Here is a 16,509-nt window from a genome sequence, read left to right as displayed (position 1 = left end):
CAATTGATGCTCCATTATCGGCTATCAGAAGCAAAAGTATATTTGTTTTCTCTTAACGCTCCCTTCAGAAACTACGAATTCTCATCGCTATGTTTGGTCAATACACTGGCTAGGAAACAAACAACATGGCTTTGGTTATACAACGTTAAGGAGAGAAATCATTATGACTATGTCCAGTGTACTTGCCCACCCAGCGGCTGACAGCGAAACAGCGAATGCGTTTTTTAGCAACAAGCTGAGCTTTGAAACGGATTGCTCAGATGTTTACGCCGATATAAAAGAGAACAACAAAGAATTCATTTTGCTCGATGTTCGAAGTGTCGAGGCCTACAACAAAAGTCACGCCATTACTGCAGAGAGCATGCCTCACGCCAACATTAATGCGGAATCTTTTGCGCATTATCCGAAAGACACAACTTTTGTAGTCTACTGCTGGGGGCCTGGGTGTAACGGTGCGACTAAAGCGGCTAAGAAAATTTCAGCCTTGGGTTTTGCTGTTAAAGAGATGATTGGTGGTATTCAGTATTGGGAAGATTTCGAGCGTTACCCTGTGAATCGCCGGTTAGGTGAAGCGCAAAGCTAAAAGGTGGTTTAAAGAGTAAAACTGAAGCTGTGAACAGGTTAACTTGGAGTTAAACAGTGAATCAACGAATCGATATCCGTATGAGTTGCTCAGATGATGCTTACGATATTTGGCAACTAATGTGCGAGCACGCAGATTATGAAGGTCACACTCTGGTTGTATCTGGCCAGCTTCAGTCTTTACATAATCAAACATACCCCGCAGCAATTTGGGTTGTAGAAATCGATGGCAGTATTGTGGGGTATATGAGTCTGATAAAGCAGTTTTCAACGTGGGATATGAAACACTACCTCTACTTGGACTGTCTTTATCTTAGACCTGAAGTCAGAGGCAAAGGCTTAGGCAAAGCGATGCTGATGAAAGCTTCAGAGTTTGCACAAGAACTTTATTTATCAGAAATTCAATGGCAAACACCCACATCAAATACCAACGCGATTGGCTTTTATCGCAGGTTGGGAGCGATTGATAAAGAGAAGCAAAGGTTCTTCTGGAACCACAATGAATTTAATTAGTTATCCCTGATTGCGACTTTCATTTGAAGCTGTCATTCTGAGATCCGTACATATAAACAAAGAAAACTTCGCCATCCATTTGAAGAGTCAGAATGTCAATAAAGCCAATTGATGATAATACGTGGGCAGGAATCCTCGCGGTGCAATCTGAAGTCTATTTGCAAGTAGAGCCCGAAACGATAGAGGTGTTGCAAAGTAAATGGCGTCGCACACCGCAGTGCTGCTTCGTGTATCAAGATGAAGAGTCAGTGCTGGGTTATCTGTTGGCTCATGCTTGGGATAAAGAAACACCGCCGAAACTGTTTAAACCTTTACCAGAACAATCTGAGACTTTGCATTCGTATTTGTTTCTTCATGATCTCGCGATATCAGACAGAGCCGCAGGTAAAGGTATCGGTACTAAGTTGGTTAGTCATTTAATTTCAGTTGCAAAAACAACGGACTTTGATGAAATTCGATTGGTGGCGGTGCAAGATTCATCAACGTTTTGGATCAATATGGGCTTCAGCGTAGTAGATAAGCAGAGCATTTCATCAACCTATGGTGAAGGTGCCAAAATGATGAGATACGCTTTACAGGGGGAATAATGTTTAGCCTGAGAATAGAAAAGGATTTAAAGCTGGTTTTGGTGCAGCCTTCATTCGCAGCTCGCTATTTTGAGATTGTTCAAAGTGAACGTGAGTATTTAAGCCAGTGGTTAGCTTGGCCTCCTCATGCTGATAGTGAAGCGTTTTTCCTCAGTTTCATTCAACGTTCACTGCACGATTATGCCGATGGAAAATCTTTGGTTTGCGCAATGTTCTATGAAGACGAGCTGGTGGGAAACATCAGTTTCAATACCATCAATCATGATCTTAAAAAGGTCGAAATCGGTTACTGGCTGCGGGAAAAGTTTAAGGGTAAAGGTATCGTCACCCGTTCAGTATCTAAGCTCATCGAAATGGCGTTTCGTGAACTGAATATGCAGAAGGTAGAGATTTCAGCCGCGGTTGATAACGCACCCAGTCGTAATGTTTGTAAACGTTTGGGGTTCAACTTGGAAGGCATTATTACTTGCGCGGAGAACCTCAATGGTCGCGTTGTTGACCATGCGGTTTATGGTTTGAGCCGCAGTCATTGGCTTGGCAAGTAAACAGATTTGTATTTATCTAGTCGTCTGAAAGAAAAATCCCCACTGTAATCACGGTGGGGATTTTCCATTCATCTAAGCGGTATTAGCTTATCGCGAGTTAGTTGTCACCGCGCTGTTCTTTTTCGACTTGTTGATCCTGAATAATCTTAAGCAGAGAAGGGAGAAACTCTCGTTCTACAAAGGATTCGTTGTTCCAAATTTTGGACTTCATCAGCGCTTTAGGGCAGTGGAAAAGCAGTGAATCTATCGTGACTTTAACCACCAATTTTGGCTTGGTTTTTCCGTCAAGGCACAGATCTCGAATCTCGTCATCAATATGAATAGAGGCTGTACCTTTCACCCGTACCACATCTTCAATACCAGAAACTACAAACAGCAAGCCTACTTTGGGATTGGTGATGAGGTTAGTTAAGGTATCTAAACGGTTGTTGCCTGGGCTGTCTGGGAAAGCCAGTGTTTTATCATCCAAAACTTTGACAAACCCAGCATCACCGCCGCGGGGAGAGATATCTAAAAATCCATCTTGATTAGTAGACGAGAGAAAAAACAGTCTGCTGTTTTCAATGAAAGTTCGAGTGTGCTGGTCAATGTGTTTAATGTCTTTAGCCACAGCTAGTGGATGAGGTGTGTTATAGAGCTCTCTTAGTTCTTCCAGTGTCGTTATTTGAGTCATTTTACTTTCTCTGTTTTTATACTTTCGTTTTGGTTATCAGTCGTAAACTATTTGTAAATGATACTTAGTGTCATTTGAAATTAGTTTGCATTATCATGTTCTAACTCATAGGACAGAGTCAAATGCCATCTCGGACGAGATGCCGCTGTTATAAAGTTGACGCCAAAATCGAAGCCACCATATGTTAAATCTCAAAGCCATTTTTACCGTTTTAGTTTTCTCTTTAACCACCACAATCAGTCGGGCTGACGATAGCGTTAGGTATCCCATTAAAATTCAGCACGCTTTTGGCACAACGATCATCAAGCAAAAGCCAGAGCGAATTGCGACGGTTGCTTGGGCTAATCATGAAGTACCTCTTGCGTTGGGCGTAGTACCGGTTGGTTTCGCTGCGGCGAAATTCGGTGACGATGATGGAGATGGTGTGCTGCCTTGGGTAAAAGCACGCTTAGATAAGTTAGGTGCACAAACGCCAACACTATTTGATGAAGGTGATGGTATTGATTTTGAAGCAGTTGCAGCGACGCAACCGGATGTGATTCTTGCAGCGTATTCAGGTTTGAGTCGCTCCGATTACGAAACGCTGAGTATGATTGCACCAGTGGTGGCATATCCCAACGCACCTTGGTCTACGGACTGGAGAAGTATGATCCGCATAAACAGTGCTGGTATGGGGATGTCGAAAGAAGGGGATAATCTGATTGCGAGTATTGAACAAGATATAGCATCACGTGCGGCACAATATCCAGAGCTGAAAGGTAAGTCCGCGATGTTTATTACCCACTTAGATCCGACGGATCTGAGTGTGATTCACTTTTACACTGGCAACGATACGCGAGTGAAATTCTTCAGTGACTTAAATCTCGTCTCATCACAAAGCATTCGTGATTTGAGTCGTTCAGGACAGTTTTCAGGTGAAGCCAGTATTGAACAAATCGACGCATTTAACGATGTCGATATCTTCGTTACCTATGGCGGAGAAGAGCTACTGAAGCCACTCTCGCATAATCCACTGATGGCAAAAATGAATGCGGTTAAACATGGTTCAATTGTCATGCTTGGAAGCGGACCGCTAGCCACTGCTGCTAATCCGTCCCCGTTATCCATCTCTTGGGTTTTGGATGATTATCTTGAAGCGTTGGCTGCGGCGGCACGCAAAGCGCAATGAGTATATCTATTTCCAAGAGTAATCAGTTTTCGCTGTGGGGTTTTGAACTATCACGTTCAGTGACTCTCGTTGCTTTACTTATCGTTCTGTTTCTTTTGTCTCTACTCTCAGTCGCGTTAGGGACGAGAGAAGTATCTTGGGCTGAAATTTTCAGTGCTATTCAAGGAAACCTAAATACCGTAGGTGAAGCCGCGGTTGCTATGCGTATTCCTCGCACCGTATTGGCAGTGATTGCGGGCGCTTCTTTAGGCTTAGCAGGAACTGTGATGCAGGGTGTCACTCGCAATCCGCTCGCAGACCCTGGCATTCTTGGCGTCAATATTGGTGCTTCATTTTTTGTTGTCATCGGATTGGCTTGGTTTGGAATGAATCAAATTAAAACCTATGTCTGGATGGCAATTCTAGGAGCAGCGCTGACTGCCGCATTTGTTTACACCATCGGCTCTATGGGGCGAGGTGGAGCTACACCGCTTAAGTTAGCATTAGCTGGCGCAGCAACGTCAGCGGCTTTGTCCTGTTTTACTATTGCGGTGGTGTTACCACGCAACGATATTGCGGGTGGGGTTCGTTCTTGGCAAATCGGTGGTGTCGGTGGCGCGACATTTGAAACCATTGTTTTTGTGCTGCCTTTTTTGATCGTTGGCTTAATGATTACTACATTAACCGCGAGAAAACTAAACAGTTTGGCACTGGGGGACGATCTGGCTGCAGGCTTGGGTGAGAATGTAGTTCTGGCTCGGAGTGCTGCTGGACTTGGAGCAATATTGCTCTGTGGTGCGACAACGGCAATTTGTGGGCCGATAGGCTTTGTCGGTTTAGTTGTGCCGCATTTCTGCCGTCTATTGGTGGGTGTTGATCATCGCTGGTTGTTGCCTTTCTCTGCGGTAGGCGGTGCGAGTCTGCTTCTACTGGCAGACATTGTTGGGCGAATCATTTCCCGTCCGAGTGAATTATCTGTTGGCGTAGTGACTGCATTTATTGGCGCGCCGTTTTTTATCTGGATAGTACGTCGTCAGCGAGTTAGGGAACTATGATGTCCGCTGAATTATTTCTTTTGCAAAGGGTGAAAAAAGCCCGTAAGCAACGTATGCGATGCTGGGCGCTGATCATTGTTGGTTTAACCATTTTAGCGGTGTCAGCTTGGTGTTTAACGTTGGTATTGGGGCAATCTTATACTCCTCCATCTATCGTCTGGAGGGTCTTAAAGGGCGAGAATATGCTCGGTGCGAGTTTTACCGTTGGGCATTTACGATTACCGAGAGCGATGATTTCATTACTGGTTGGAATGAGTTTTGGATTAGCGGGTGTCGCATTTCAGACCATGTTGCGTAACCCTTTAGCCAGCCCAGACATTGTTGGTGTAAGTTCTGGAGCCAGCGCTGCTGCCGTTTTTGCAATCATCGTTCTTAATATGGATGGCTCTGCCGTTGCGTTTTTCTCCATTTTGGCAGGTTTGGCAGTTGCACTGACTGTTTATGGGCTTTCTTACAAAAATGGTGTGGCGGGGACGCGTTTGATTTTAGTGGGTATTGGCGTGTCAGCCATGATTGAAAGTTATATCGCCTATCTTCTGTCGCAAGCCTCACCGTGGGATCTGCAAGAGGCGATGCGTTGGTTAACCGGAAGTGTCAATTCAGTACAACTCAATCAAAGTGTACCGTTATTGGTGTCACTGGTTATCTTCGGTGGCTTACTGCTGAGTCAAAATAAGTCTTTAGAAGCATTAAGAATGGGGGATGATACCGCTGCGGCGCTGGGTGTAAACATCACCTTTACCCGAATTACCGTAATTGTATGCGCTGTTGGTTTGATTGCTGTTGCCACTGCTGTGACTGGACCCATCGCTTTTGTCGCCTTTCTTTCCGGACCTATCGCTGCTCGCATAGTCGGTTCTAACGGATCTCTACTCGTTCCTGCTGCGCTGGTCGGTGCCGTATTAGTGTTAGCTGGGGATTACATCGGACAATTTGTTCTTCCAAGCCGCTATCCGGTTGGGGTTATCACGGGTGCGTTGGGTGCTCCATATCTTATTTATTTAATTATTCGCGTTAATCGTAAAGGGGGAGCGTTGTGACCAAAGCTCATGAACTTGTAGTAGAGCAGTTGTTTGCTGGTTATGGCGAAAAAACGATAGTAAAAGATCTCTCGCTTAAGATTGCTCCGGGAAAAATCACTTCAATTGTTGGGGCAAATGCCTGTGGTAAATCCACATTGTTAAGAACCCTATCTCGGTTATTAACGCCTTCAAACGGTCAAGTTTTGCTTGATGGAAAATCGGTACATAAAAGCCCAACACGAGCATTAGCTCGCACTTTGGGTTTATTGCCTCAGTCCCCGATAGCTCCAGAAGGGATCACCGTTGGCGATCTCGTTAGTCGCGGTCGCCATCCACATCACGGCTTAATGTCTCGTTGGAATAGTAAAGATGATGAAGCGATCGCTAATGCTTTGGAAGTGACAAAGCTGACTGACCTGATAGACAGAGAAGTTGATGAGCTGTCCGGCGGGCAGCGTCAGCGTGTGTGGATTGCCATGGCACTAGCGCAGGAGACGGACATCTTGTTGCTTGATGAGCCGACGACATTTTTAGATGTGACGCACCAAATTGAAGTATTAGATTTGTTGGTAGACCTCAATTTACAAAGGGGGATCACCATAGTAATGGTTCTACATGACCTTAATTTAGCCGCCCGTTATTCAGACTACTTATTAGCGATGATAAACGGGCAGCTTCACTCACATGGCGAGCCAAAACAAGTTCTTACTAGTGATACGATTCAAACGGTATTTGGTTTGAACAACCATGTCATTATCGATCCGATTTCAGATATTCCTATGATGATTCCTATAGGTCGACACAAGCTAAAATAGTTGACCCATTTTCACGGCTTCGACAAAAGATATGTGGAAGTCTGTCCTATTTGGATAGTAGCTGCAAAAACTCCATCAGTGCAGGATTGTCAGAGGTGTTTTTATACACAAAGCTAAGTGGAGAAGTGTGTGGCAACACATCCAAAGGTGTAGAGCACAACATATTGGATGGTCGCGTGAAATGACGCTCATTAACTATTGCAACCCCATTGCCCGCTGCAACCAATCCTAGCATGGTGCTCTCACCATGAGCCCACTGTGTTACTTCCGGTGTCCAGCCTATCTCTTGGAACAAAACTTCCAGCCAGTCATAGTAGTAAGGATCAACGCTTCTTGGTAATCGAACAGAGGGTAATAGATTCAGCTCTTCAATGCTGGTTTTTGGCGAGAAAGTTTTTCCCCAGTTTGAAGGATAAGCAAGAACCAGTTTGTCCTGAGCTATTGGGTGAACGGAGTACTCCGATGGCAACTCAGAAAAATGATAGAGAAATGCACCGTCAATTTGGTCTAATTCTAAGCGTTTAAGCAGCACCATTGGGGTATCTGAATACACTTCCAGCTCAACGTGGTGGTTATCATGGCGAAACTGGTTAATGCACTGATTAATTTGCCCTTCCCACAGAACAAAGTCATGAGCACCCAAAGCCAGAGAACCATATTCTGTATGGGTAAACTGACGAACATGCTCATTGGCGTCGTCAATTTGTCTGATTACTGCTCCTAACTGTTTTTGATAAATCTTTCCTGCGCGATTGAGGCGTAATCCTTTAGGTAGACGGTCGAACAATTGAACGCCCAGTTCTGTTTCTAATTCTTTGATTTTTCTTGATATCGCAGGTTGAGTGACATGAACTCTTTGAGCGGCTAATCGAATGTTTTGTGTTTCAGCGACCGCTAAAAAATATTTGAGGTGGCGTAGCTCCATTAGGTTGTTTCTCTCTAGGCATCGGTTGATAACTATATATCAATTTAATTAATTACAAATAGTAAGCATTATCGTTTGCATTATCAATAGTATGAAATAACAATAAAAAACTAGCAGTATAGGGTTATTAACAATGGAAAATATTAGAAGTGGTAAGGAACGGTATAGTGCAATGCACTTACTTCTCTGTTTTGTTCCTGTTCTTTCTTATTCTGGTTCTGTGTATTCAGAAGTTCAAAGTAGCGCCCAAGAAGAGCAGTCTTATCGTGTCAACACGATTACTGTATATGGACAACCTCTACCCACGGATTCAGAAACGACAGTTGTTGAGGAGTTGTCCGTTGGGGGTAAGGTCGCGACCAATGTTCTAGATACGCCAGCTTTGGTTTCCGTTATTACAGAAAAAGAGATCAACCAACGTAATGCGACGACCACAGAAGAAATTCTGCAATATTCACCGGGTTTGGTGACAGATTACTACGGTTCTGATGACCGCAACGATTACTTTATGATTCGAGGTTATCAAGCAACGACTTATCGCGACGGTATGACACTAGGTTCGATGCGCGGAGTTCGTGAAGATCCTTATGCTTATGAACGTGTTGAAGTAATTCGTGGCGCGAACTCAACCTTGTTTGGACCTGCCGACCCTGGGGGTTCAGTAAACTTTGTGAGTAAAAGACCCAAGTTTGAGCGTTTTGGTAATACTTATGTCTCATATGGTTCGTTCGATAATAAAGAGATTGGTTTGGATTTTGGTGACACACTGAATGAATCTGAAACGGTCGCCTATCGTTTTACCACCAAAATCAAAGACAGCGATCTTGAATACGATTATTCAAAAGACAACTCTCAATTTGTGATGGGTGGTATTACGTGGCAGCCATCTGTACAAACAACGGCAACGTTAATTGTTGATTATCTTGGTCGAGACACCACACCGAACAGTGGGGGCTATCCACTAGATCGAGAGTATGACCGTAGTGAATTCTACGGTGAACCTGACTACAACAAACACGATGTAGAACGCACAAATATTACCGCTCAAGTCGCGCATCATTTTGATAACGGAATCTCACTGAGTGGTAACTTGCGTTACAGCAAACTCGAAGACGATTTTGGTTATGTGTATTTGTATGATTACGAAGGAAGAACGGGTAGCGATATTGCTCGTTACTATTTCGGAACCGATACACAGTCAGAGCAGCTTATTGGTAACACCATTCTGCAATATGACGCCAGCTTTGAACGCATTGATAGCAGTACTTTAATTGGCTTGGAATATCGTGATGCTTCGACTCAGGAAGCGTCAGTGTATGGAACAACAACCAGCATAAACATCAGCAATCCATCATACTCTGGTACTCCGATTATCGGCGCGCCATACAGTAAAAATGATCAGGATGAGACAACGAAGTCTGTGTTTATTCAGCAAAACTTATCATTGGATGACCGATACATTCTTACGCTGGGTGCTCGCCATGACTATATGGATTTAGCAAACAGAAATATCAGCAATAGTTATTCAAGCGATGAGTTTTCGGAGACATCTCTTCGCGGCGCGTTTACCGTAAAAGTAACGCAAGAATGGTCAACCTATATCAGTCAGGTCGAATCTGTTGCTCCACCTAGTATCGGTGTGAAGCCAGAACGAGGCGAGCAGTTAGAGGTGGGAGTGAAGTTTGCGCCACTAAGCATGAATGCGCTTTTCTCTGCTGCGGTTTACGATCTTAAGAAGAATGATGTAACTATGGCTATCGTTCAGGATAACGGAACGATTGAACGAGAAACTATTGGTGAAACTCGTGTGCGTGGTCTTGATTTAGAAGTGAAAGCTGAAATAACAGATAGCTTTAATGTTACGGGTGGATACTCATACATGAAGTCTGAAGTTGTGCGTGGCAGCACTCGGAACGGTGATGTCCTAGATGGGAATGAGTTCGTAACAGCACCCAACTACAGCGCTTCTTTTTGGGGTTATTACACCCTGCCGAATGAAACGATGGATATAGGTTTAGGGACACGTTACGTAGGTTCTTATTACTTTGACGCCGCTAATACTGCGAAAAGTGAAGCTGCAACTCTATTTGATGCTGCATTCGCTTACCGTATTTCAAAATCAGCGCAACTGTCATTGAATGTTCATAACTTAGCAGATAAGCAATATGTTGTGGGTTCAGGTACAGCGAACTACTACAATCCAGGTCGATCGTTTAATGCTGCCTTAAACTACTCCTGGTAGGCGCTTATTCGGTAATAAATAGCTTGATATACTTTCTGACTATTTAAATAAAATCCCCACAGTGATAACTGCGGGGATTTTTCATTCATCTAACCGCTACTAGCTCATCGTGAAATGCTGAATCGCATATGCCACTGGAGAACTTAGCAGCAGCGTTAATACAGTACGTTGGAACCAAACTACAACGATCTGTTTCACTGAGATTGGAATCTCAGTCGACAAAATACAAGGGATCGACGCAGAGAAGAACAAGATGGAAGAGATAGAAATCTGACCAATCACAAAGCGAGTAATGAAGTCACTTTTCGCTGCAATCAGTGCAGGTAAAAACATCTCAGCAAGGCCCGTCGCTGAAGCTTTTGCAACCAACATAGGATCTGGCATTTGCGCTATCCAAGCGAATGGATAGAACAGGATACCCAACCATTCGAAGACAGGTGTGTATTTAGCAAGTAGCAAGCCGATCAAACCCACAGACATGATTGATGGCAGAATACTCATTGCCATTAACAGACCTTCTTTCAGGTTCTTAAAGATGCTACTTAACACTGGCTCAGATTTGTCTGCGATTTGAAGACCTTCATTCACGGCTTGTTTGATGCGTGGCAGATCACTTGGAACCTCATCAGCAATCGGCTTTGAATCATCTAAACGAGCAAGTGGACGTAGACGTACCGTAATAGCGGTAACGACAAAAGTCAGAACCAATGTGCTCCAGAAGAACAGGTTCCAAATCTCCATCAAGCCTAATGTTTTAGCCACGATGACCATGAAGGTTGCTGAAACGGTTGAAAAGCCTGTAGCGATAATGGCTGCTTCTTTTGCTGAGTACTGACCGGATTTGTATACGCGGTTGGTAATAAGAAGACCAATTGAGTAGCTGCCTACAAAAGAAGCAACAGCATCAATGGCTGATTTACCCGGTGTTTTGAAAATAGGGCGCATCACAGGTTGAAGCAGCACGCCAACCATTTCAAGCAAACCAAAGCCGATTAAAAACGCTAAGAAAATTGCGCCAACAGGAACAATCAGACCTACTGGCACAACAAGCTTGCCAAATAGAAATGGCAGCATGTCTTTTTCAAATAGCAGTGCTGGACCGACTGAAAAAAACTCCATTAGCGCAGTAATTACGCCGACTACTTTAAGCACAGAAAGCACTTTCTGCGTTATGTTTGCGTTCCAACTGCCTGTAACAAAAGGGTAGACGCTACCAGCGATGATCATCAGCAGTGCATAAATCTCAACACCTTTAGGTGATGTTGCACGTAGCCAAGAAACCATGTGGTCGAGTGGAATAGTGGATTTTGCGTTGATTTCGATCGGTACAAAGAAAAAGATGATGCCGATAAGGCTAAACAGAACCAGTTTCAGTGCTGAAGACCAAACAGGTTTCGTGAGTATGGATCCAGTTGCTTCCATAGTTACCTTCCTTAGTGAGTGAAACTTTGCACGTAGGCAGTCGTTCTGCCCCGTGCTCCGTGTTTTTGACTGAACTTTTAATCTTGGCGTTCTATACGCTCTTCTCTTGCCGTTCATCCAAACGGCAAATAATTTTATTGCTTTGAACAGTTAAATCTGTGCTTTTAGAACAGCACTTAAAATCGCGTTGAGTTGCGATTTAATTTTGATGGCTTTGTTCGCATCTAACTCGTATCTCCCTTGAGCGAGTGCGTCATTGTTTAAGTAAGTGTCTTGTGACATTTCAAGCTGAATGGCGTGAACGTTTTCGCTCGGCTTACCAAATCCGCGAGTAATAAAACCGCCTTTGAAACGTCCGTTAAGCACTTGGCTATAGCGGTCAGATACCGCACCCATCACAGCATCGACAATTGCGCTGCTGCATGATTCGCCTTGGTTGGTTCCCCAGTTGAACTCAGGCAACGTCCCTTCGAACAACATAGGTACTTGCGCGGCGATACTGTGGGCATCAAATAAGATTGCGTAGCCGTGAATAGATTTAAGGCGCGCGAGTTCTTGTTCAATTGTGGAATGGTATGGATGCCAAATCTGTTCTTTATAGCGTTCGTGGTCACTTTCGCTTGGTGCTTTACCATCAACGAAAACTGGAGTGGAGTCGAAGAGGATCTCTGGGAACAAGCCTGTAGTTTTTGTTGTGTAGAGTGGTTTGTCGTCACTTGGTCGATTTAGGTCAATCACGTAGCGAGAATAGTTAGCTGAAATGACACTCGCGCCCAGTTCTTTTACACACTCATAAAGCTCTGGAATAAACCAATCAGTATCTGGAAGTTTCTTAGCGGCTTCCGTCAAGCCTTGTTCAACTTCTGGAGTCAGACCTAAACCAGAATGAGGCATACTCACTAACAGTGGGACGCTTCCTTGATGAAATTCGAATGGTGAACGAACACAATTTGGCTGACTCATTTGACAGATACTCCGTTATCTTCATTAAATGTATATACATTTGTTAATCTAGCTGTCATAAAACGTTGTTGCAAGTGAGAGGTTAAATATTTATTGCGTTTATCTCACTTTTTTCTGTATTAAATACCCTTATTTTTGTAAGTGAATTGAGTGGGGAAATATAACTTGTATATACATATAAAGCTAAATTACACTTATTTTAAACAGCGCAAGTGATTACTTTTTTGAACTAGGAATTCACCATGACAGGGACTCAAACACGTCATTATTTCTTTGCTGAGCGAGCTTGGCTTGCTGATGGTTGGCATAACAACGTCTCTTTCGAAGTCACCGATGGAGTGTTTACTCATGTCGAATCGGATACTTCAGCGCTTGAGGGGGCAACAAAGCTTATTGGCCCAGTATTGCCAACCTTAGCAAACGTGCATTCACATGCTTTCCAACGTGTAATGGCGGGAATGGCAGAAGTGTGTTTGAACCCGAATGATAGCTTTTGGAGTTGGCGCGATCTGATGTACAAAATTGTACAAAAGCTTTCGCCACAACAAGCCAACATTATCGCTACTCAGCTTTATATCGACATGCTTAAAGCGGGTTATACCCAAGTGGGTGAATTCCACTATTTACACCATGATGTTGCAGGTAAACACTATGCCAACCGAGCTGAGATGTCTCATCAGTTGATCAATGCCGCGGATCGCTCTGGTATCGGTCTGACTCTGTTACCTGTTTTGTATTCTCATTCTGGTTTTGGTGCGCTTGCTCCGAACGAAGGTCAAGCTCGCTTTATCAATTCGTCACACTCTTATTTGGAACTGCAAAGTCAATGTGAACAAGCCTTAGCAGGTTCTAAGCTGCACAACCTTGGTATCTGTTTCCATTCACTACGTGCGGTAACAGAGCAGCAAATCAAAGAAGTATTGAGCTCATCAGACAGCAACAAAGTGGTACACATTCATATTTCTGAACAGCAGAAAGAAGTGAATGACTGTTTGGCATGGAGTGGTCAACGTCCTGTTGAGTGGTTGCATGAACATGTGGGTTTGAATGAGCGTTGGAACTTAATCCACGCGACACATCTGAATGAATACGAACTCAATGCAATTGCCAGCAGCAAAGCGGTAGTGGGTTTGTGTCCGGCGACAGAAGCAAACTTGGGTGACGGCATTTTCCCTGGTGTTGAATTTGAACGTTTAAATGGTCGCTGGGGTATCGGTTCAGATAGCCATGTGAGCCTGTCGATTGTTGAAGAACTGCGTATTCTCGAATACGGACAACGCCTTCGTGATCAACAACGTAATCGTCTATATCGAGGCGAACAAACCAGCATTGGTGATAACCTGTTTAAGCAAGCGTTATTGGGCGGCAATCAGTCATGTGGCGTAGAGCTAGGTTTAGCGGTTGGTCAACGCGCAGACTTTATGGTGCTTGATGATAGCCATCCGTTTATTGGCGCAAGCGAAACCAAAGATGTATTGAATCGTTGGTTGTTCGCATGCAGCGAAAATGTGGTGAAAGATGTGTTTGTTGCAGGTAAGCAAGTTATTAGCGAAGGACGACATGAGCTAGATGTTATAAGCCGTTCAGAGTTCTCTAAAGTGATTAAGAAGGTTATTTACGATGTCTAATCACTCAAACTTGTTTAGCGTAGTTCCTCAATCTGACTATCTGCGTATGCCGTGGAAAAATGGCTTGGGTGAAACGTTAGAAATTGCGGTGAGTCGAGAAAACGATGGGGTGCTGTATCGCATTAGCCAAGCTGCTGTGGTTGAAGATGGTGCGTTCTCTGATTTTTCTGGTTTGCATCGTACGCTTGTTTTGCTGAAGGGTAGTGGGATGCATTTGTCCCATAAAAACGCACAAAAAGAGTATCAACATAACCTTGAACAAGTGTTGTCTGTTGCGCATTTCGCTGGAGGTGATAGTACCTATGCGACTCTATCAAATGGGGCAATTGAAGATCTCAACATTATGGTGAGAGAAGGCAAAGCCAGTTCGGAAGTGGAAGCGGTTTTCTCTCCTGCATGTCGCGTTATTACTATCGATACGAGCACGCTGTTCACAGGTTTCTATGCCAACAGCGATTGTGAGTTGTTGGTACAGTCGCAAGCGATACAACAAAGTATCGCAATACCAAATCAAGCCACGGTTCTTCTGCATCAGAATAGCCAGATTACGCTGCAAAAAGGTTGTGGCGTTTTTATTGTTATTACTGCTAATACAATTAGCTGACCATAAGGTCAGCCAATTGTTACTTTTACGATTCGTTAGCTTTCAAATGAAAGCTTGTCGCCAAATGCTTCCTTCCAGTCTTTATCGAACTGTGCAACTGCTGGTGCAACCGCTGGATGAGCAAACATTGCAGCAGCAACATCGACAGGAAGTGTGATAGCTTCGATACCAAGTTTCATCACTTCCATCGCCTGCTGAGTATTTTTGAAACTCGCAGCAAGTATCTTTGCAGGCAACTGATTTTGGTCTAAAAGCAGTTGAAGATCGGCAACAACTTCCACGCCGTTACCATTCATTGCATCAATACGGTTTACATACGGCGCAAGGTAATCAGCACCGCATAGCGCGGCCAAAAAGCCTTGCTGAGCCGAATAAATAGCAGTGGCGAGAACTTGAATTCCCTCTTTTTTCATTAACTTAATTGCCGTTAAGCCAACTTCCGTTGCTGGAACTTTTACCACCATATCGTAAGGCAGTTCGTTAATCTGGCGCGCTTCTTCCAACATCTCTTGGGCTGTAGAACTGACCACTTGAGCATGGAATCTTGGTGTACCACCTAATGCTTGTTGCATGCCTTGTAGTGTCTTTTTTAGCCCTTGATTTGATTTGGCCAGAATACTTGGATTGGTGGTAATTCCTTTCAGTGGCAGGCACTGGTTAAAACGTTTTGTCTGTTCGACATCGGCTGTGTCTAGGTACAGTTCAATCATGATATTTCTCTCTCTGTTCGAGATCTCAGTTTCATCGTTGCCATAACTATAAAGAACACTACCTATCCAGCCTTTGATTTTGATCAATGTAACTTTCATTTGAAAGTTTGATTATTTCAAATATAGAAAATTTGAAAAGCTAGATTATCGAATTTAGCGCTATTAGGTGAAAGGCATGTATTTCAACATTCAACGATTTTCAACCCATGATGGTGATGGAATCCGTTCTATCCTTTTCTTGAAGGGATGTTCGCTTGCTTGCCCTTGGTGTCAGAATCCTGAAAGTCGTAGTGAAAAACGTTCGCTGTTGTTTGATCAGAGAATCTGCCTAAAAGATTGTGACATATGCAGTAAAGCGTGCTCGGCAATCAGCAAGCAAGATGGTGCTATTTCGATCGATAGAGATTTGCTTACCAATGAAGATCTCGCGGAACTAGACAATATCTGCCCGACACAAGCGCTAACCGTGTGTGGGCAAGAAGCAGATGCTGAACAACTGTTCAAAGAATTGATGAAAGACAAACCCTTCTATGACCAAAGCTCTGGAGGCGTTACGTTTTCTGGTGGCGAACCCTTGATGCAAGCGGATCTGGTTGCCGATATCGCCAAAAAACTGAAGCAAAACAGTGTCTCTACTGCGATTGAATCGTGTATGCACGCACCTTGGAAAAACGTTGAAAAAGTCGCGCCTTTTATTGATTGCTGGCTAGCCGATTTGAAACACACGGAAGAGGTCAAATTCAATCAATGGGCTAAAGGTTCACTTAAGCGCATCAAGGAAAATTTCCGCAAATTAGATTCTATCGCCAAGCGCATCGTTATCCGTGTACCTGTTGTGCCTGAGTTCAACGATACAGACCAAGAACTCAAACAAATTATCGACTTTGCTGCTTCTCTACAAAGCTGCAAAGAACTTCACTTGTTGTCCTACCACACACTAGGGATCAACAAATACCGTTTATTGGATATGCCGTACTTGTGCTCAGACAAACCGCTGAGCAACCCCCAACTTTTAGAGAGAGCTCAACAATACGCGCGTAAACATACTCAACTCAATGTCACTGTGAGAGGCTAAT

General features: G+C 43.8%; 17 protein-coding genes. 12 read left to right on the top strand and 5 right to left on the bottom strand.

Annotated elements, in window-relative coordinates; all coding sequences use genetic code 11:
• Positions 1–163 precede the first annotated feature (163 nt).
• The 4 genes from P4S58_RS19010 (at position 164) to P4S58_RS18995 (ending at position 2,227) form a co-directional block, all read left to right on the top strand.
• Positions 164–583 (top strand): rhodanese-like domain-containing protein, encoded by a 420-nt coding sequence (locus P4S58_RS19010; RefSeq protein WP_219725594.1) that lies wholly within the window; start codon positions 164–166, stop codon positions 581–583.
• A gap of 56 nt (positions 584–639) precedes the next feature.
• Positions 640–1,095: a GNAT family N-acetyltransferase gene (locus P4S58_RS19005; protein WP_337165209.1), complete on the top strand. Its 456-nt coding sequence runs from the start codon at positions 640–642 to the stop codon at positions 1,093–1,095.
• Positions 1,096–1,187: 92 nt separating this feature from the next.
• Positions 1,188–1,682, top strand: coding sequence for a GNAT family N-acetyltransferase (locus tag P4S58_RS19000; RefSeq protein ID WP_337165205.1), 495 nt, complete (start codon positions 1,188–1,190; stop codon positions 1,680–1,682).
• Positions 1,682–2,227 carry a GNAT family N-acetyltransferase gene (locus P4S58_RS18995; RefSeq protein WP_102968697.1) on the top strand — a complete coding sequence of 182 codons (546 nt, stop codon included), beginning with the start codon at positions 1,682–1,684 and terminating at the stop codon, positions 2,225–2,227. Before P4S58_RS19000 ends, P4S58_RS18995 begins: the two co-directional genes overlap by 1 nt.
• Before the next feature lie 97 nt (positions 2,228–2,324).
• Here P4S58_RS18995 and P4S58_RS18990 read toward each other — a convergent pair whose 3' ends face one another.
• Entirely contained in the window at positions 2,325–2,900 is a 576-nt protein-coding gene (locus P4S58_RS18990; protein ID WP_337165204.1) for an MSMEG_1061 family FMN-dependent PPOX-type flavoprotein, read from the bottom strand.
• Positions 2,901–3,081: 181 nt separating this feature from the next.
• Here P4S58_RS18990 and P4S58_RS18985 point away from each other — a divergent pair, with 181 nt between their 5' ends.
• The 4 genes from P4S58_RS18985 to P4S58_RS18970 are packed head-to-tail and all read left to right on the top strand — an operon-like array spanning position 3,082 to position 6,939.
• A complete protein-coding gene (locus P4S58_RS18985) occupies positions 3,082–4,068 on the top strand; it encodes an iron-siderophore ABC transporter substrate-binding protein (protein WP_337165202.1) in 987 nt (328 codons plus the stop codon).
• On the top strand, positions 4,065–5,102 hold the full coding sequence (locus tag P4S58_RS18980; protein ID WP_337165199.1) for a FecCD family ABC transporter permease: 1,038 nt from the start codon (positions 4,065–4,067) through the stop codon (positions 5,100–5,102). Before P4S58_RS18985 ends, P4S58_RS18980 begins: the two co-directional genes overlap by 4 nt.
• Complete coding sequence (locus P4S58_RS18975) at positions 5,102–6,142, top strand: FecCD family ABC transporter permease (RefSeq protein WP_337165197.1); 1,041 nt, start codon at positions 5,102–5,104, stop codon at positions 6,140–6,142. Before P4S58_RS18980 ends, P4S58_RS18975 begins: the two co-directional genes overlap by 1 nt.
• Positions 6,139–6,939 (top strand): ABC transporter ATP-binding protein, encoded by an 801-nt coding sequence (locus P4S58_RS18970; RefSeq protein ID WP_337165196.1) that lies wholly within the window; start codon positions 6,139–6,141, stop codon positions 6,937–6,939. The genes P4S58_RS18975 and P4S58_RS18970 overlap by 4 nt, the downstream gene beginning before the upstream one ends.
• A 46-nt stretch (positions 6,940–6,985) precedes the next feature.
• Here P4S58_RS18970 and P4S58_RS18965 read toward each other — a convergent pair whose 3' ends face one another.
• The gene (locus P4S58_RS18965; RefSeq protein WP_337165195.1) at positions 6,986–7,864 is read right to left on the bottom strand and encodes a LysR family transcriptional regulator; all 879 of its coding nucleotides are present in this window, start codon (positions 7,862–7,864) and stop codon (positions 6,986–6,988) included.
• A gap of 133 nt (positions 7,865–7,997) precedes the next feature.
• Here P4S58_RS18965 and P4S58_RS18960 point away from each other — a divergent pair, with 133 nt between their 5' ends.
• Positions 7,998–10,106 carry a TonB-dependent siderophore receptor gene (locus P4S58_RS18960; protein ID WP_337165193.1) on the top strand — a complete coding sequence of 703 codons (2,109 nt, stop codon included), beginning with the start codon at positions 7,998–8,000 and terminating at the stop codon, positions 10,104–10,106.
• Positions 10,107–10,205: 99 nt separating this feature from the next.
• On the opposite strand, the gene P4S58_RS18955 is transcribed toward P4S58_RS18960, so the two are convergent.
• Both P4S58_RS18955 and hutG read right to left on the bottom strand, forming a co-directional pair.
• On the bottom strand, positions 10,206–11,528 hold the full coding sequence (locus tag P4S58_RS18955) for a YjiH family protein (protein WP_337165191.1): 1,323 nt from the start codon (positions 11,526–11,528) through the stop codon (positions 10,206–10,208).
• A gap of 150 nt (positions 11,529–11,678) precedes the next feature.
• Positions 11,679–12,491, bottom strand: coding sequence for an N-formylglutamate deformylase (gene hutG / locus P4S58_RS18950; protein WP_337165189.1), 813 nt, complete (start codon positions 12,489–12,491; stop codon positions 11,679–11,681).
• A gap of 242 nt (positions 12,492–12,733) precedes the next feature.
• Between hutG and P4S58_RS18945 the strand changes: the two genes are divergently transcribed.
• Positions 12,734–14,119, top strand: a complete 1,386-nt coding sequence (locus P4S58_RS18945) for a formimidoylglutamate deiminase (protein WP_337165187.1) — start codon at positions 12,734–12,736, stop codon at positions 14,117–14,119.
• Entirely contained in the window at positions 14,112–14,723 is a 612-nt protein-coding gene (locus P4S58_RS18940; protein WP_337165185.1) for a HutD/Ves family protein, read from the top strand. The genes P4S58_RS18945 and P4S58_RS18940 overlap by 8 nt, the downstream gene beginning before the upstream one ends.
• 35 nt (positions 14,724–14,758) lie before the next feature.
• Here P4S58_RS18940 and P4S58_RS18935 read toward each other — a convergent pair whose 3' ends face one another.
• The gene (locus P4S58_RS18935; RefSeq protein WP_337165840.1) at positions 14,759–15,433 is read right to left on the bottom strand and encodes a fructose-6-phosphate aldolase; all 675 of its coding nucleotides are present in this window, start codon (positions 15,431–15,433) and stop codon (positions 14,759–14,761) included.
• Positions 15,434–15,608: 175 nt separating this feature from the next.
• On the opposite strand from P4S58_RS18935, the gene P4S58_RS18930 reads away from it, so the two are divergent.
• Positions 15,609–16,508, top strand: a complete 900-nt coding sequence (locus P4S58_RS18930; RefSeq protein ID WP_102987348.1) for a glycyl-radical enzyme activating protein — start codon at positions 15,609–15,611, stop codon at positions 16,506–16,508.
• Position 16,509: the final 1 nt, after the last annotated feature.

The organism is Vibrio sp. Hal054, assembly GCF_037162405.1.
Taxonomy (GTDB): domain Bacteria; phylum Pseudomonadota; class Gammaproteobacteria; order Enterobacterales; family Vibrionaceae; genus Vibrio; species Vibrio diazotrophicus.
Note: the sequence above shows the minus strand (reverse complement) of the source record. Positions and strands in the feature narration are given on the sequence as shown.